At 68.6% G+C, this 17620-nt stretch carries 11 protein-coding genes and 2 pseudogenes; 7 read left to right on the top strand and 6 right to left on the bottom strand.

Features of this window, described 5'->3' with window-relative positions:
• Positions 1-138: 138 nt before the first annotated feature.
• Positions 139-621: pseudogene (locus tag ACWPN3_RS16640) on the bottom strand (CYTH domain-containing protein); the annotation flags it as partial.
• Between the two features lie 230 nt (positions 622-851).
• Complete coding sequence (locus ACWPN3_RS16635; RefSeq protein WP_109446202.1) at positions 852-1370, bottom strand: SixA phosphatase family protein; 519 nt, start codon at positions 1368-1370, stop codon at positions 852-854.
• 195 nt (positions 1371-1565) lie between these two features.
• On the opposite strand from ACWPN3_RS16635, the pseudogene ACWPN3_RS16630 reads away from it, so the two are divergent.
• Together ACWPN3_RS16630 and ACWPN3_RS16625 are read left to right on the top strand one after the other, a co-directional pair.
• Positions 1566-3714 (top strand): annotated as a pseudogene (locus ACWPN3_RS16630) (RNA degradosome polyphosphate kinase).
• A gap of 23 nt (positions 3715-3737) precedes the next feature.
• A complete protein-coding gene (locus ACWPN3_RS16625) occupies positions 3738-5321 on the top strand; it encodes a Ppx/GppA phosphatase family protein (protein WP_492240540.1) in 1584 nt (527 codons plus the stop codon).
• A gap of 61 nt (positions 5322-5382) precedes the next feature.
• On the opposite strand, the gene ACWPN3_RS16620 is transcribed toward ACWPN3_RS16625, so the two are convergent.
• Positions 5383-6147: an SDR family oxidoreductase gene (locus tag ACWPN3_RS16620; protein ID WP_492240539.1), complete on the bottom strand. Its 765-nt coding sequence runs from the start codon at positions 6145-6147 to the stop codon at positions 5383-5385.
• 502 nt (positions 6148-6649) lie between these two features.
• On the opposite strand from ACWPN3_RS16620, the gene ACWPN3_RS16615 reads away from it, so the two are divergent.
• Positions 6650-7864, top strand: a complete 1215-nt coding sequence (locus ACWPN3_RS16615) for a DUF2252 family protein (RefSeq protein WP_109446194.1) — start codon at positions 6650-6652, stop codon at positions 7862-7864.
• On the opposite strand, the gene ACWPN3_RS16610 is transcribed toward ACWPN3_RS16615, so the two are convergent.
• From ACWPN3_RS16610 to ACWPN3_RS16600, 3 genes are all read right to left on the bottom strand, one after another.
• The gene (locus ACWPN3_RS16610; RefSeq protein WP_492240538.1) at positions 7840-9099 is read right to left on the bottom strand and encodes a CCA tRNA nucleotidyltransferase; all 1260 of its coding nucleotides are present in this window, start codon (positions 9097-9099) and stop codon (positions 7840-7842) included. The two genes, ACWPN3_RS16615 and ACWPN3_RS16610, sit on opposite strands and share 25 nt — an antisense overlap.
• Before the next feature lie 85 nt (positions 9100-9184).
• A complete protein-coding gene (locus tag ACWPN3_RS16605; protein ID WP_109446190.1) occupies positions 9185-9823 on the bottom strand; it encodes a CoA pyrophosphatase in 639 nt (212 codons plus the stop codon).
• Between the two features lie 32 nt (positions 9824-9855).
• Positions 9856-10452 (bottom strand): DUF1285 domain-containing protein, encoded by a 597-nt coding sequence (locus ACWPN3_RS16600; RefSeq protein WP_247872961.1) that lies wholly within the window; start codon positions 10450-10452, stop codon positions 9856-9858.
• Between the two features lie 295 nt (positions 10453-10747).
• Between ACWPN3_RS16600 and ACWPN3_RS16595 the strand changes: the two genes are divergently transcribed.
• Genes ACWPN3_RS16595 through ACWPN3_RS16580 form a run of 4 tightly spaced genes read left to right on the top strand, consistent with a single transcriptional unit; the run spans position 10748 to position 17540 of the window.
• Complete coding sequence (locus tag ACWPN3_RS16595; RefSeq protein ID WP_492241384.1) at positions 10748-11713, top strand: AAA family ATPase; 966 nt, start codon at positions 10748-10750, stop codon at positions 11711-11713.
• Between the two features lie 20 nt (positions 11714-11733).
• Positions 11734-12663, top strand: coding sequence for a DUF58 domain-containing protein (locus ACWPN3_RS16590; RefSeq protein WP_109446186.1), 930 nt, complete (start codon positions 11734-11736; stop codon positions 12661-12663).
• Positions 12664-12711: 48 nt separating this feature from the next.
• Positions 12712-15435 carry a DUF4159 domain-containing protein gene (locus ACWPN3_RS16585; RefSeq protein WP_492240537.1) on the top strand — a complete coding sequence of 908 codons (2724 nt, stop codon included), beginning with the start codon at positions 12712-12714 and terminating at the stop codon, positions 15433-15435.
• Entirely contained in the window at positions 15435-17540 is a 2106-nt protein-coding gene (locus ACWPN3_RS16580; RefSeq protein ID WP_492240536.1) for a hypothetical protein, read from the top strand. Before ACWPN3_RS16585 ends, ACWPN3_RS16580 begins: the two co-directional genes overlap by 1 nt.
• Positions 17541-17620 lie beyond the last annotated feature (80 nt).

Below are 17620 nucleotides of genomic sequence, written 5' to 3'. Positions count from 1 at the left end.
GGTGGTCAGCGGCGACAGGCCGAGCGGTTCGGCTTCCGCCGGTCCCGGCGCCCTGCCGGTGACCATCCGCAGGCCGGCCTCCGCCTTGCTTTCGGTGCCGATGCGCATGGGAATGGCAGCCTGCAGCATCAGCGCCAGATCGAACAGGCTGGCGACCTTGCCGGCTTTCAGCTCCAGTTCCACTTCGCTGATCGGCAGGGAGTTGCCGCCGGCATAGACGCCGCCGTCATCGACGGCCAGCTCGACCGCGGTCAGCGGATCGGGGCGCAGCAGCAGGGTGGTGCGCCGGAAATCGGTGATGAACAGGCAATCCAGCGCATCGAGCGCCGCCGACGGCACCAGCCCGGCGACGCTGGGATCCGTCAACGCGCCGACATCGACGGCCTCGCCGGCGACGACCCATTCCCACTCCCGCCGCACGGCGACGGCGGCCGAATCGCCGGGGCTGGCGCTGTTGACCGTCTTCAGGGTCTGGAGGAAACGGTCCCCCTCCTGCCGCACGCGCAACGCCACCCCGTTGGCGGCGAGCTTGAAGTCGGGCGTGTCGAAATAGGCGGTTCGCAGCCTTTGGGTCGCTGCCGGACCGTCGGCAATCGCCAACAGCCCCGGCAGCGCCGCCACCCGCGCCAGATCCGCCGTCGCCGCATGCAGCTTCAACTCCACCTCGCGGAACGTCGAGGCGGCCGGCTGGGCGTCGGGGCCGGACTGCGGGCTGACGGGCGGTGCCGTGGGCGGGCTGACGGGGGTCAAGGGTCGGCTTCCTCCCGAATCCGGCCGGGGCGCGGCCTTGCGGCCGAACCGGCCTGGAGCGTATCAGGTGGATCCGTGGATACCCCAACCGCCGCCGCAGGTTAAGAGAGTTTACGCGGCTGCACAAAATCCGCCAGCCTGCCGGCGCCCATCTCCAGGTCGGCCCAATGCAGCGTCTCGAAGACCAGAACGGCGCAGGCGCCGGTCGGGAATTTGTCGGCCAGATCGTGGCGGAGGCCATGATCGCCGCTGCCGGTCAGGGCGTTCGCCAGTTCGTGCAGGTCGGGATTGTGCGCCACCAGCATCAGCCCGGTCGCGGAATCGGGTGCGTCGCGCAGGCGCTCCAGCAGCGTGTGGGCGCCGCACAGATACAGGCCGCGTTCATGCTCCACCGGCGGATAGGGTGCACCCATCGCCGTCATCACCCGCTTGCGCGTCTCCACGGCCCGCACGGCGGTGGAACAGAGCACGAGGTCGATGTGCGCGTTGTGCTTGGCCAGATAGGCGCCGACCAGGGTGGCCGCCTTTTCTCCGCGGGCGTTCAACGGGCGGTCATGGTCGCCCAGCGACGGATCGTCCCAGGAGGATTTGGCATGGCGCAGCAGAAACAGCGTCTTCATGGCGGAAATCGACCGGCAGGGGAGGGGCGAGGGGTGGGGCAGGGCGAAGCGGGAAGAAGTCGCAGTGTTTAACCAAATGGGAGTCCTGAAACCGTAACGCATATGGGATACTCTGTCTGCCCACCATATAACCGTCGTCGGCATGGTTCAAAGCCAAGCGCCGGCGTTCGGGATTTCACGATTTCAGAGGTCGACGTGACGCATCTCCAGGAACTCGATTCGGTCGGTATCGAGCCAAACGCCCCGGAACGCTTCATCAATCGGGAGCTTTCGTGGCTGGCCTTCAACCAGCGCGTCCTGGACGAGGCGGCCAACCCGAATCACCCGCTTCTGGAGCGACTGCGCTTCCTGTCGATCTCCGCCAGCAACCTCGACGAATTCTACATGGTCCGCGTTGCCGGCCTGAAAGGGCAGGTCGCCGCCGGCGTGAAAACGCCCAGCCCTGAGAATTCTGACGCCCGCCCAGCAGCTGGTCGCGGTGAAGCAGCGCATCGCCGCCCTGATGGAGAGCCAGCAGGCCACGTGGCGTTCGCTGAAAGGTGAACTGCGTGGTGCCGGCATCTCGGTCGTCGATCCGGCCGACCTCAGCGAAGGCGAACTGGACTGGCTGGAAGCCAAGTTCCTGGACGATATCTTCCCGATCCTGACGCCCATTGCCGTCGATCCGGCCCACCCCTTCCCGTTCCTGCCGAATTTGGGCTTTTCGCTGGCGCTCCAGCTGCACGACCCGGTCAAGGGCCGGCACATCGACGCGCTGGTGCCGCTGCCGACCCAGCTTGAGCGGTTCCTGCGCCTGCCGGGATCGGACATCCGCTTCATCCAGCTGGAAAAGGTGGTGATGCAGTTCATCGACCGCCTGTTCCCTCCGTTCCAGGTCAAGGCGCATGGCGTTTTCCGCGTGCTGCGCGACAGCGAGATCGAAATCGAGGAAGAGGCGGAAGACCTTGTCCGCACCTTTGAAAGCGCGCTGAAGCGCCGCCGCCGCGGCAGCGTCATCCGGCTCGCCACCGACAGCGGCATGGCGGCCGACCTGCGTGAGTTCCTGCGGCATGAACTGAACGTCGCGTCGGACGACGTCTTCATCCTGGACGGGCTGATCGGCCTGACCGACACCAAGCTGCTGATCGTCGACGAGCGGCCGGACCTGGTCTTCCGTCCCTTCAACGCCCGCTTCCCTGAACGGATCCGCGATTTCGGCGGCGACTGCTTCGCGGCGATCCGCCACAAGGACATTGTCGTCCACCACCCGTACGAGTCGTTCGACGTGGTGGTGCAGTTCATCCGGCAGGCGGCGCGCGACCCGCAGGTGGTGGCGATCAAGCAGACGCTCTACCGCACCAGCAAGGACAGCCCCATCGTCGCCGCGCTGATCGAGGCGGCGGAGGCCGGCAAGTCGGTCACGGCTCTGGTCGAGCTGAAGGCCCGCTTCGACGAGGAGGCGAACATCCGTTGGGCGCGCGATCTTGAACGTGCCGGCGCCCAGGTCGTCTACGGCTTCGTCGATCTGAAGACCCACGCCAAGGTGTCGCTGGTGGTGCGGCGCGAGAAGAAGGCGCTGCGCAGCTACGTCCATTTCGGCACCGGCAATTACCACCCGATCACCGCCAAGGTCTACACCGACCTCTCCTTCTTCACCTGCGACCCGGCGCTGTGCCACGACGCCGCCGTGATGTTCAACTTCATGACCGGCTACGCCACGCCGAAGGTGCTGGAGAAGATCGCCATAGCGCCGATCACGCTGCGCCAGCGGCTTTCGGACCTGATCGAGGCGGAGATCGCCCATGCCGCCGCCGGGCGTCCGGCGTCCATCTGGGTGAAGCTGAACTCCCTGGTCGATCCTGTCATCATCGACAAGCTGTACAAGGCCTCGCAGGCGGGCGTGCAGATCGACATGATCATCCGCGGCATCTGCTGCCTGCGGCCAGGGGTGAAGGGGCTGTCGGAAAACATCCGGGTGCGCAGCATCGTCGGCCGCTTCCTTGAGCATGGCCGCGTCATCTGCTTCGGCAACGGCCATCCCATGCCGAGCAACCAGGCCAAGATCTTCATCTCCTCCGCCGACTGGATGACCCGCAACCTGGACCGCCGCATCGAGACGCTGGTGCCGATCGAGAATCCGACGGTGCACGAACAGGTGCTCGACCAGATCATGGTCGCCAACATGAAGGACGACGCGAGCACCTGGAAGCTGGGGCCCGATGGCGTGTACCATCGCATCAAGGCTGGCCCCGATGCGTTCAGTGCCCATAATTACTTCATGACCAACCCCAGCCTGTCCGGCCGGGGCAGCGCGCTCAGCAATAAGCGCACGCCGCCGCGGCTGATGCTGCACACGGTGTCCTGAGGGCGGGTGACGGGAGTGAGAGTATGAGCATGGAGAAACGCGCCGCCGCCAATTTCGGCGAGCTGGGGCAGGCGGGTGTCGGATCTTTTGGCGTCGGCGCTTCGGGCGTTGCGACCGCCGGTGAGCGCGTCGGAGAGCGGGTGGGCGTGATCGACATCGGGTCGAACTCCATCCGTCTCGTCGTCTATGATGGGCTGACCCGCTCGCCGCTTGCCCTGTTCAACGAGAAGGTGCTGTGCGGTCTGGGGCGCGGCGTCGAGAAGGCCGGCGTGCTGAACCCCGACGGTGTCGCCCAGGGGCTGGCGGCGCTGGAGCGGTTTGCGACCCTGGCCCAGGGCATGCGCGTCGGCCGGCTCGACGTGATCGCCACCGCCGCCGTGCGCGATGCCCGCGACGGTGCCGCCTTCGTCGATGCCATCCGGCGCCGGGCCGGCCTGACCGTCCGCGTCATCAGTGGCGAGGAGGAGGCGCGGCTGTCGGCCATGGGCGTGCTGTCGGGCACCCCCGGCGCGGACGGTCTCGTCGGCGATCTCGGCGGCGGCAGCCTGGAGTTGGTGACGCTCGACCGCGGGGTGATCGGCAAGCAGGTGACGCTGCCGCTCGGCCCGCTGCGGCTGATGGAGGTCGGCTCGACCAAGGGCGGCCCGGCCAAGCTGATCGACCAGCATCTGGAATCGCTGCCCTGGCTGCCGGCGATGAAGGGACGGCCCTTCTACCCGGTCGGCGGCAGCTGGCGCGCCATCGCCAAGCTGCATATGGAGCAGTCCGGCCACCCGCTGCACATCATCCACCACTACACCATTCCATCCGCCGACGCGCGGGAGTTCACCGGCCTGATCGGCCGGCAGAGCCGCTCGTCGCTGGAGAAGATGGCGGGATCGCGCCGCCGGCTCGACACGCTGCCTCTCGCCGGGCTGGTGCTGGAACGGCTGCTGCGCATCGCCCAACCGTCGAAGCTGGTCTTCTCCGCCTACGGCCTGCGCGAAGGGCATCTCTATTCTCTGCTCTCGCCGGAGGGGCAGCGTGAGGATCCGCTGATGGCGTCGGCCGCCGATTGGGCGCGGCGTTTCGTGCGGATGGGCGATCCGGCCCTGCTGATGTCCTGGACCGCCGGGCTTTTCGCCGGCGAGGACGACAACGCCATCCGGCTGCGCCATGCCGCCTGCCTGCTGAGCGACGTCGGCTGGGCCGACCATCCCGACTACCGGGCGGAGCATGCCTTCCTGCGCGTGCTGCGTTATCCGTTTCCGGCGCTGGACCATGACGAGCGTGCCTTCCTCGCGCTTGCCGCCCATGCCCGCTATGCCGGCACCATCGATATGCCGCTGACCGCGCCGGTGCGGACGCTGGTGAGCGAAGGGCAGGGCATGAAGGCGCTGGTGCTGGGGCTGGCCCTGCGCCTTGCCCACACGCTGTCGGGCGGCGCCACGGCCTTGCTGGAGCGGACGAGCCTGAAGGTCGGCGATGGCCGTATCGTGCTGACCCTGCCCGACGACGGCAGCGTCCCGGCCGGCGAAGCGGTCCAGCGCCGCATCGATGCGTTGGCCAAGGCGATGAATCTCAAGGGCGACGTGGTCCAGCCGCTGCGGCCTCAGGCGGCGGAATAGGGCAGGAGGGATAGGGCAGGGCCGGACGCCGGTGAATGGCGTGCGGCCCTGCCCGTTCGTGTCAGGTCCGGGTGATCGACACGCCTCCGTCTACCAGCAGCGCGGTTCCTGTGGTGAAACTGGACGCGTCCGACGCCAGATAGAGCGCCGACTGTGCGATTTCCCGCGGCGTCGCGAGGCGTTTCAGGGCGTGAAGCCCCTGCACGAAGGCCAGCGCCTCCGGTGTGTTCGACACCGCCCGTCCCATCGGCGTATCGGTACCACCCGGCAGCAGGGCGTTGGCGCGGATGCCTTGCGGCCCGTATTCCGCCGCGATCACCTGCGTCAGGCCGATCAATCCGGCCTTGCTGGCGGCATAGGCGGCCATTCCGGGAAAGCCGACGGTGTGGCCGACAAAGGTCGAGGTGAAGATCAGCGATCCGCCGCCGCGGGAGAGCATCGCCGGAATCTGGTGCTTGGCAGCATGGAAGGCGCTGGTCAGGTTGGTATCGATCACCTCGTGCCACATCTCAGCCGTCATATCGGGAAGCGGAACCTGCATGCCGGTGGTGCCGGCATTGTTGAAAGCGACGTCCAGTCCGCCGAACCGGCGGATGGCGGTTTGGACGGCATCGCGTGCGACGTCGGCATCCGCGACGGTGCCGGCCACGGCGACGGCATCGCCGCCTTTGCCCCGAATCTCATCCGCCAACCGTTCCAACTCGTCACGCCGCCGTGCCACCAGAACGAGTTGCGCGCCGTGCTCGGCGAACAGCAGCGCCGCCTCGCGCCCGATCCCGGAACTGGCGCCCGTGACGATTGCAATCTTTCCGTCCAGCTGTTTCATTGCCATTCTCCCATGTGATGAACGGCCCGAAAGTCGCGAAACCGGTCAGGTTAAGGCTATCCGATTCTTGCTTTCGAATTCGCAAGACCGAAGCGGACGGTTGCGGAATTGTTTTCCATAACCTAACTTATGTGTCTTTGTTCTGTAGGCGCAATGTGAAACTGTCAGTCCCTCGCAACATAGAACTGTCAGTTTTCCGTCGGGTTTGCGACGGCTGGGAGGCTGGCGATAGGCTGGATCACGATGAGCGAACGGGACTTGCAACGCGTCGAGGTTCTCGGCGATGTGCTGAGCGGTCGCCGCGGGGTCGGGTCGGCGGCTTCGGTTTTGGGTTTGAGCGAGCGGCTCTAAACGGTCGTAACATTAGTCGCTCGCATGGGACGCTCTCCCGAACATGCCCCGTAAGCATGCATGGCTGGGTCGTTGTGGGTTGACCGGTTGCGGCATGGCGGATGACCGATGCGTTGCCCATTTCCGTCGTCGCAACTTCGGATCCGGATGGATGATGTCGTCGAAAAACCAGCCCACCCCGCCCGATCAGCGCCAAGCGGTCCTGTCCCAGCGCCGAAATCTCAAGATGGCCGAATCCGCTCACGCCTATGTGCGTGGCAGCACCGTGAAATTCTACGAATGGCTGGAGCAGTCCAGCGGCAAGGTCCCCGACGGTCCGCCGGTCTGGATCTGCGGCGATTGCCATGTCGGCAACCTCGGGCCGGTCGCCAATGCCAAGGGCCGGATCGGCATCCAGATTCGCGATGTCGACCAGACGGTGGTCGGCAACCCCGCCCATGACCTGATCCGGCTCGGCCTGTCGCTCGCCACCGCGGCACGCGGGTCCGACCTGCCCGGCGTCACCACGGCGCTGATGCTGGAACGGATGATCGAGGGCTACATGATGACCCTCGACGGCGAGCTGGGTGGCGATGCGGTGCGGAAGAGGCCATCGGTCGTCCGCCTGGGCATGCGTCAGGCCATCGGCCGCACCTGGAAGCATCTGGCCCGGGACCGCATCAAGGACATCCGGCCGACCATCCCGCTCGGCAAGCGGTTCTGGCCGCTGACCGACGAGGAGCGCGCCGCCGTCGAGGAGCTGTTCGCAAAGGATCAGGTCCGCCGCCTGGTGACCGCCCTGCATTCCCGCGACGACAACGACCGGATCGAGCTTCTGGATGCGGCCTATTGGGTGAAGGGCTGCAGTTCGCTCGGCCGGTTGCGGATCGCGGTGCTTCTCGGCGTCGGCGAGGGGCATTACGACGAGGGCGGCCTCAGCCTGATCGACATCAAGGAGGCGGTCCAGGCCGCAGCACCGCGTGCCGCCAAGAACGGCATGCCGCGCGACAATGCAGAACGCGTGGTGACCGGCGCGCAGAATCTCTCGCCCTATCTCGGCGACCGCATGCGCCCTGCCCGCCTGCTCGACCGCGCCGTCTTCCTGCGCGAACTGCTGCCGCAGGACATCAAGCTCGACTTCGATCATCTGACGCGCGAGGAAGCGACCCGTGTCGCCTTCTATCTGGCCGCCGTGGTCGGCAAGGCGCATGCCCGCCAGATGGACGAGGCGACGCGCAAGTCATGGCGCGGTGAACTGGCCCGCAACCGGACCAAGAGCCTGGATGCGCCGTCCTGGCTGTGGTCCAGCATCGTTGACCTAGTCGTCGGTCACGAAGCGGCCTATCTGGAGCATTGCCGCCGCTACGCCGAACGGCCCGACGCCTGATCGGGAAGGCGACGCGCCATCTCCAGGCAGGCGTCGCGACCCGGCTGGAAATCCTCGGCGATCCACCAGGCCTCGACGCGCTTCAGCGTTTGGCCGACCAGCGGGCCGCGTGGAACGCCAAGCTCCAGCAGGTCGCGACCGGCAATCGGCAGCTTCAAGCCCGGCAGGTCTTCGGCCACCGCAAGGGCCTTGCGCAACGCGCCCAGGTCCAGCGGACCGTCATGGCTGGCGGCGGCGATCAGCAGCAGGTCGCCGAACAGTTCCGCATCGTTGACGCGGTACAGCGCCTGACGCAGGGCCTTGCGGTCGTCCGCCGGCGCCACAGCGACCGGCGGCTCGACCAGGGCCAGCAGGCGGTCCCGTTCGTGGTTGGACAGGCGCAGAGCGTCGGCAGCCCTGAGCGCGCCCGGCCGGTCGCTGTCCAGCACGGCGGCCAGACGGCGGGTGGGGTCGGGAGTCACCCCAAGATCGCGTTCCACCGCGATCAGCCGCTCCAGCCGGTCCGTGTCCATCGCCTCCGGCAGCAGATGGACCATGATCCCCTGCCCCATCATCAACCGCCAGACCGAAGCGGCGCAGGGGGCGGTCAGCAGGCGGAACAGCTCTCCCCGCACCCGCTCGCCCGACAGCGCCGGCAAGCGCGGCGCCAGATCGCGGCAGGCGGCCAGTGCCTCGGCATCCGGCTCGCCGCGGCCGTAATGGGCGTGGAAGCGGAAGAAACGCAGCAGGCGCAGCACATCCTCCTCGATCCGCCGGTGGGCTTCGCCTACGAAGCGCACACGTCCGGCGGCGAGATCGGCCAGACCGCCGAACGGGTCGAACATCGCGCCGTCCGGCGTGCAGCTCAGCGCGTTCATGGTCAGGTCGCGGCGGGCGGCGTCCTCGATCCAGTCGTCGGTGAATTCGACACGGGCATGGCGGCCGAAGGTCTCCACGTCGCGTCGCAGCGTCGTGATCTCATAGGGCTTGCCGCCGCACAGCGCGGTGACGGTGCCATGGGCGAGGCCGGTCGGGATGACGCGGATCCCCGCTGCCTCCAGCAGTTCCATGACCCGTTCGGGCGGCGCATGGGTGGCGATGTCGATGTCCTTCACCGGCCGGCCGAGCCACGCATCGCGCACGCAGCCGCCGACGAATCGCGCGTCGGCACCGCCCGAGGCCAGGGCAGCGAACAGCGCAAGGCTTTCGGGGGCGGTCATCCAGGGCTGGGGCGACAGGCGAGCGGCAACGGTCATGGCGCGCGACGCTATCCGATTCCCGGCCCCCATTCCACCGCTGTCGGGTTCCGGGCCTTTTGATTGGCCTTCGGGTTCGGAGGCGTCAATCCGCCCCCTCCCCCGTTTTGCCGGCGGCGGCACCCAGCACGTCGCGCAGGTTCACCAGCATGCCCGCGGTCGCCCCCCAGATATAGCGCTGCGGGTAAGGGAAGGCGTAGAACCAGCGCGGCTTGCCCAGGAACTCGCGGCTGTGGCGCTGCGGGTTCGACGGGTCGAGGATGAAGGACAGCGGCACCTCGAACACCTCCGCCACCTCGGTCGGGTCGGGCGTCAGGATGAAGGGCGGCGTCACCACCCCCACCACCGGCGTCACCCGGAATCCAGTGCGCGTGACGTAAGTGTCCAGCCGGCCGACGATCTCGATCCGGCCGCGCTCCAGCCCGATCTCCTCCGCCGTTTCGCGCAGCGCGGTTTCCTCCGGAGTGCCGTCCTCCGGTTCCATCCGCCCGCCGGGGAAGCTGATCTGGCCGGCATGGGCACTCAGCGTCGCGGTGCGCTGGGTGAAGATGACGGTCAGTTCCTCCGGCCGGTCGACCAGCGGAACCAGCACCGCCGCCTCGCGCAGGGTGGAGGGCGGGCCCATTTCCGGATTGAGGTCGTGGTCGCCCCGGATTTTGGCGGCGTGCTTCGGCGCCATCCGGTTCGACCGGACGGCACTTTCCACCGCCGCATCGGTGCTCATCGCCGGCAAACGTCGGCGGACTTCCTCCAGGCTCAGTCGCCAGGCAGCCTGCCCAGCGTGAAGAAGACCTTGTTGCTCCATAGACCCACCTCGGACTCGCCGGTTTCGGTGCGGCGCGTCTCGCTGCGCTCCACCATGTCGTAGAACACGGGGCGCAGGATTCTCGCCTCAAGCCGGCTTCTGATTTCGATGTAGGGTGCCGGCTCCCCGGTTTCAGGGTTCACGGCGACGCGGATCGGATGTTCGGGGCCAGCCTCCACCCAATGATCGAGGTTGCTGCGGAAGGACAGGACCTGATCGGCCCCGCTGCCCGCCACGGTCATCTCCACCGCGACGAAGGGAGCGTCGTCCACGACGATCCGGCCGCGCTCGACAGGCGTGATCAGCCAGTAATCGCCGTCGTCGTCGCGCCTCAGGACGGTGGAGAACAGCTTCGCCAGTTCGATCCGGCGGATGGGATCGCCATTGTGGAACCAGGTGCCGTCGCGCGCAATGCGGATGTCGTACTGCTCCAGCGTCGGCGTCCGTCCCAGCGCCACCGGCAAGCCGGACGGCAGGTCCGGCGCCGTCTCCGAACCGGTTTGCCCATCTGAGCGCTTGTCATTCGCCATCGCGTTACCGACTTTCATGGAATTGGGAACCGTTTTGTCCCCGGACATGCGCATTTTCGCCACACTCGGCCGCTAGGTCCACTCCAATGGTCCTGGCGCCACCACCCGTCCGGCGGCACATCCGCCGGCGGGATTCGGAAAATGGGTGTCGACAAGGTGCCGGAACAGGGCCAACCATGCGGATCCCGTGTTTCGCGTCGCGGAATCCTGCGACCATGACACCGATCGGCCCACCATCGGGGAGCAGCAGACCTTGAGCGCACAGGACATCCTGAGGGGGCAGCCTCCCGTGCCGGAGGACCCGCAACGGCTGATGGAAGAGATCGAGGCGCTGGGCGACCGCCTTGCCTCCGTCCGCGACCGCATCGGCCGCGTGATCTTCGGCCAGCAGGAGGTGATCGACCGCACGCTAGTCACGCTGCTGGCCGGCGGCCATGTCCTGCTGATCGGCGTTCCCGGCCTTGCCAAGACGCGGCTGGTGGAAACGCTGGGCACCGTGCTGGGCCTCGCCGAAAAGCGAATCCAGTGCACGCCCGACCTGATGCCCGCCGACATCCTGGGCTCCGAAGTGCTGGAGGAGGGCGACAACGGACGCCGGTCCTTCCGCTTCCTGCCCGGTCCGGTGTTCAGCCAGCTGCTGATGGCCGACGAGATCAACCGTGCCAGCCCGCGCACCCAGTCGGCCCTGCTCCAGGCGATGCAGGAGCACCGGGTGTCGGTCGCCGGCCAGTACCACCCCCTGCCCCAGCCCTTTCATGTTCTGGCCACCCAAAATCCGCTGGAGCAGGAAGGCACCTATCCGCTGCCGGAAGCCCAGCTCGACCGCTTCCTGATGCAGATCGACGTCGATTATCCCGACCGCGAGGCCGAACGGCGGATGATGATCGCCACCACCGGCTCGACCGACGAGCGCGCTGTGACGGTGCTGTCCGCCGCCGATCTGCAGACGGCACAGCGCCTCGTCCGCCGCGTGCCGGTCGGCGAAGGGGTGGTGGACGGCATCCTCGACCTCGTCCGCCGTGGCCGGCCGGAGACGTCGGAACTGATGGAGGTGCGCCAGCATGTCGCCTGGGGCCCCGGCCCGCGCGCCAGCCAGTCGCTGATGCTCGCCGCCCGTGCCCGTGCGGTGCTGGACGGCCGCCTGTCGCCGTCGCTGGACGATGTGGTGGCGCTGGCCAAGCCGATCCTGAAGCACCGCATGGCGCTGAACTTCGCAGCGCGGGCCGACGGGGTGACGCTGGACGACGTCATCGACCGCCTCTGCGCGCCCCTGGCCTGACCCCTCGAAGCGGAGCCGCAATGCCGCGAAGCCCAACCTCCCCGCAGAAGAACCAGCCGTCGGGTCAGCTGTCGAACACCCTGTTGGCGCGGCATCGCGCGGAGGAGTTGGCATCCGCCCTGCCCCCGCTTCTGGTCGCGGCGGAACGGGTGGCGGCGACCGTTGCCCAGGGGGTGCACGGCCGCCGCCGTGTCGGTCTGGGCGAGACCTTCTGGCAGTTCCGTCGCTATCAGCCGGGCGATGCGCCGTCGATGATCGACTGGCGCCAGTCGGCCAAGACGCAGCCGGTCTATGTCCGCGAAAATGAATGGGAGGCGGCGCAGAGCGTCTGGCTGTGGCGCGACCGCTCCGCCTCCATGGATTTCCGCTCCGCTGCCGGGCTGCCGACCAAGCGGGAGCGCGCCGATCTTCTGACGCTCGCCACCGCCGTGCTGCTGGCCCGTGGCGGCGAGCGGGTGGCCCTGCTGAACAGCGGGGTGCGGCCCGACCACGGCAAGACCGCCATCGACCGCATCGCCCGTCTGATGACCGACCCGCGCGCCGCTGCCGCACCCGACCCTTTGCCGCGGGTGGAGCCCCTGCCCCGCCATGCGCAGACGGTTCTGTTCGGCGACCTGCTGTCCCCCCTGCCGGAGATCCACGCCATCGTCGCCGGCCTCACCGGCCGGGGCCTGCGCGGCCATCTGGTCCAGATCCTCGATCCGGCGGAAGAGACGCTGCCCTATGACGGCCGTGTCGATTTTCACGGCCTGGAGGGCGAACAAAATCTGCTGGTTCCCCGTGTCGAGGCCGTCCGCGACGCCTATCGCGAGCGTCTGAAGGCACAGCAGGACGGGCTGGCGGCGCTTGCCCGCACCGCCGGCTGGAGTTTCGCCGTTCATCGCACCGACCGTTCGCCGCAATCCGCGCTGCTCACCCTCTGGGGTGCGATGGCGATGGAGGCGGTGTGACGCGCCGGTCTACCCTTTCTCGCCCCTCCCCCTCGTGAAGACGCGCCAATGCTGGGTCTCGGACCGATCGCCTTCGCCGCCCCCTGGGTCTTGACCGCACTGGCAGCCCTGCCGGTCCTCTGGTGGCTGCTGCGAGTGACGCCGCCGGCCCCGCGTGCGATCCAGTTTTCCGCCATCCGTCTGCTGCGCGACCTGACCGCGCGGGAGGAGACGCCGGCCCGGACGCCGTGGTGGCTGCTGCTTCTGCGGCTGATCGTGGCGGCGCTGATCATCCTGGCCCTGGCCGGTCCATTGCTGAACCCGCGGGCGGCACTGCCCGGCGGCGGGCCGCTGCTGCTGGTGGTGGACAATGGTTGGGCCGCCGGACGTGACTGGCCGACCCGCAAGCGCACGATGGACGAATTGATCGCCCAGGCCGACCGCCAGCAGCGGCCGGTGATCCTGCTGCCCACCGCCCCGGCCGCCGACGGACAGCCGATCCATGCAAGCGCCGTACTGCCGGCACCCGAAGCGCGCCGCGTGGCCCAAGCGATGGCCCCCCTGCCCTGGCCGACCGACCGTGCCGCGGCGCTGGAGGCCCTGAAGGCGGTGGCGACACAGGCCAACGGGCGCGGTTCCATCCATGCGGTGTGGCTCAGCGACGGCGTCGGCGACAAACAGGCCGCCGCTCTCGCCGCCGGATTGCAGCGGCTGGGCTCCGCCGATGTCCTCGACGATTCCGCCGAACATCCCCCCCACCTGCTGCTGCCGCCCTCCAGCGAGGGCACGGCACTGACCGCCCGAATCGTCCGCGCCGATCCGTCCAAGCCGGAGCCGGTGACCGTCCGCCTCGCCGCCGCCGACGGCCGGCTGCTGACCCGCCAGACCGTCACCTTCGAGCCGGGCCAGAAGATGCGGGAGGTGCGGCTGGACGTGCCGACCGAGCTGCGCAACGACGCCGCCAGCCTGCGGGTCGAAGGCGACACCACCGCCGGCGCCACCGTCCTGCTGGACGAGCGCTGGCGCCGCCGCCCCGTCGGTCTCGCATCCGGCCGGGCGGAGGGGGAAAGCCAGCCGCTGCTGTCCGATCTCTATTATCTCGAACGCGCGCTGTCGCCCTACAACGAGGTGCGGCGCGGCGAGACGCTGGATCTGCTGAAGCGCGATCTGGCTGTGCTGATCCTGTCCGACATCGGCGCCCTGACCGGGACCGAGGTTCAGGACATCGAGGATTGGGTGAAGAAGGGCGGCGTGCTGGTCCGCTTCGCCGGTCCGCGTCTGGCCCAACATGCCGACACGCTGGTGCCGGAGCGGCTGCGCATCGGCGACCGCGCGCTGGGCGGTGCCCTGTCCTGGTCCGAGCCGGCAAAACTCCAGCCCTTCCCACCGAAATCGCCCTTCGAGGGGTTGACCATTCCGCCCGATGTCCAGGTGAACCGGCAGGTGCTCGCCGAACCCGCCCTGGATCTGGCGGACCGCACCTGGGCGCGGCTGGCCGACGGCACGCCACTGGTCACCTCGCAGAAGCGCGGCGACGGCTGGATCGTGCTGGTCCACACCACCGCCAGCCCGGACTGGTCGAACCTGCCGCTGTCGGGCCTGTTCGTCGACATGCTGCGCCGGCTGGTGGCACTCAGCGGCGGCGTGACGGGGACGGCGGCCACCGCCTCGCTCGATCCCGTCGAGGTGCTGGACGGCACCGGCCGGCTGGTCCCGCCGCCGCCCACCGCCTTCCCCATCCCCGGCAACGCCACAGCCGATGTCATTGGACCGCGCCATCCGCCGGGATTCTATGGCACTGACGACGCCCGGCGTGCGCTGAACCTGTCCGCCGCCGTCACCGCCATCGACCCGCTGCCGCCGATGCCGGCCGGTATCGGCCGCGACGGCTATGGCGGCCGCGGCGAGGTTCCGCTGAAGCCGTCGCTGCTGGCGGCGGCCCTGGCCCTGCTGTCCATCGACCTGCTGATCGCGCTGGCCCTGCGCGGCCTGCTGCGCCCGCCCAGCCTGCGGCGCGGGGCCGGCGGCGCGGCGGCCGGCCTGCTGCTGGCACTCGCCCTGTCTTCGGCACCGCAGCCCGCCCGCGCGCTCGATCAGGACAAGGCGGTCAAGGTGACGGCGGAGACCTACCTCGCCTATGTCCAGACCGGCGACAGCAGCGTCGACGACACCGCCCGCGCCGGGCTTGAGGGGCTGGTCAGCGTGCTCGGCCTGCGCACCGCCGTCGAAGCGGCCGGAGCGGTCGGCGTCAACCCCGAACAGGACGAGCTGGCCTTCTATCCCCTGCTCTACTGGCCGGTGTCGGATCGGCAGAAAGCCCTGTCCGATCAGGCGCGCCAGCGGGTGAACGAGTATATGCGCAGCGGCGGCACCATCCTGTTCGACACCCGCGATCAGGCGCCGGGAGGCGGCCCGGCCGTTTTGCAACAGCTGGTGCAGGGCCTGGACATCCCGCCGCTCGCCCCGGTGCCGCAGGATCATGTGCTGCGCAAGTCCTTCTACCTGCTGACCGACTTTCCCGGACGCTATGCCGGCGGGCAGTTGTGGATCGAAGCACGCGAGGGGCCGGCGAATGACGGCGTGTCGTCCGTCGTTATCGGCGGCAACGACTGGGCCTCGGCCTGGGCGGTCGGCCGCAACGGCCAGCCGATGTTCGCGGTCATCCCCGGCGGCGAGCGTCAGCGCGAAATCGCCTATCGCTTCGGCGTCAACCTCGTGATGTACGCGCTGACCGGCAACTACAAGGCCGATCAGGTCCATGTGCCCGCCATCCTGGAAAGGCTCGGCCAGTGATGCCCGTCGATCTGCTCTCCGGACTTTCGGTGGCGCTGGCGCCGCTGCTGCCCTGGCCGGTGCTGGGCGTTCTTTTCGGATTTTCCCTGCTTGTGGTGCTGATCGCCGCACTGCGCCGGGCCCGCGGCATATGGCTGCGCCTGCTGGCGGTGGCGGTGCTGGCCCTGGCATTGATCAATCCCTCGCTTGTCCAGGAGAAGCGCGACCCGATCAAGGATGTCGCCATCGTGGTGATCGACGATTCGCCGAGCCAGGCGATCGGCGACCGCCGCGCCCGCACCGAACGGGCGGCGGAACAGCTGACCGAGCGGCTGAAACGCTTCAACGACCTTGAGGTGCGCGTCGTCCGCAGCGCCGAGGGCGGCGAGACCGGCGGCACCATCAACGAGACCCATCTGTTCGATGCGTTGAACCGTGCCATGGCCGATGTGCCGCGCCGCCGCATGGCCGGTGCCGTCTTCATCACCGACGGTCAGGTGCATGACGTTCCGCAGGTGCCGGGCAAACTGGCCGACATCGGCCCGATCCACACGCTGCTGACCGGCGACCGCGATGAGGGCGACCGCCGCATCGCCATCGTGCAGGCGCCGAACTACGGCCTTGTCGGCAAGCCGGTCGAATTGACCATCCGTGTCGACGACATGCCCGGCCGCCAGTCCGCCGACGCTGCGGTCACGTTGCGCCAGGACGGCGGCGCCCCCAGCACCATCCGCGTGCCGGTCGGCCGCGACGTGCGCGTCGACCTGCCGATCACCCATGGCGGCCAGAATGTCCTGGAACTGGAGGTCGAGCCGGCGAAGCAGGAGCTGACCCTCGCCAACAACCGCGCGGCGGTGGTGGTGAACGGTGTGCGCGACCGGCTGCGCGTGCTGCTGGTTTCCGGCGAACCCCATGCCGGCGAGCGCACATGGCGCAATCTGCTGAAGGCCGATCCGGCCGTCGATCTGGTCCATTTCACCATCCTGCGCCCGCCGGAGAAGCAGGACGGCACGCCGATCCGTGAGTTGTCGCTGATCGCCTTCCCGATCCGCGAGCTGTTCGAGGTGAAGCTGGACGAGTTCGACCTGATCATCTTCGACCGCTACCGCCGCCGTGGCGTGCTGCCGCAGATGTATCTGGAGAACATCGCCGACTATGTCCGCAAGGGCGGCGCCCTGCTGGAAACCTCCGGCCAGGGCTATGCCGGGCCGCTGTCTCTGTACCGTACGCCGCTGGGATCGATCCTGCCGGCGGCGCCCAGCGGCCAGACGGTGGACAGCCCGTTCCTGCCGACCGTCACCGATGTCGGCCGCCGCCATCCGGTGACCGCCGGACTGCCCGGCGACCGGCTGGACGCGGCGCCGAGCTGGGGCCGCTGGTTCCATCAGGTGGATGTGACGCCCAACAGCGGCACGGTGGTGATGCAGGGTGCCGGCAACCGCCCGCTTCTGGTGCTGGACCGCGTCGGCAAGGGTCGGGTGGCGCAGCTCGCTTCCGACCAGATCTGGCTGTGGAGCCGCGGCTTCGAGGGCGGCGGTCCGCAGGCGGAGCTTCTGCGCCGTCTCGCCCACTGGCTGATGAAGGAGCCGGAGCTGGAGGAGAACGACCTGCGCGCCCATGTGGACGGCAACCGCATCACGGTCGAACGCCGGTCCCTGACTCCAGATCCGCGTTCCGTCACCATCACCGATCCGTCCGACCGGACCAGCACGCTGCAGTTGACCGACGACCGCACCGGCCGGGCCGTCGCCACCGTGACCGCCGCAGCCCCTGGCATCTACCGCATCTCCGATGGGGATCGGACGACGCTGGCGGTGGTAGGCGCGGTGAATACGCCGGAACTGGCCGATGTGCGGTCAACCGGCGACCGCATGCAGCCGGTGGCGGAGGCGACCGGCGGCGGCATCCACTGGGTGACCGACACCGACACCGGCGCCAATCCCGGCATCGATGTGCGCCGCACCCAGCCCGACCGCAGCCAGACCGGGTCCGGCTGGATCGGCCTGCGCGCCAACGGCGACTATACGGTCACCGGCGTGACCGACGTGCCGCTGCTGCCCGTTGGTGCGGTGCTGGCCCTGGTGCTGGGTGGGCTGCTGATGGCATGGCGCAGGGAGGGCCGCTGAGCGCCGTCGCGGAGGGCCGATTGACCGCGAAAATTTTCTGAAAACAGCCTGTTGCGTTCGGCCGGGCTTCCGATTAAGGT

Source organism: Azospirillum sp. UENF 111221 (assembly GCF_058780625.1).
This window is presented reverse-complemented; position numbering and strand designations above follow the sequence as displayed.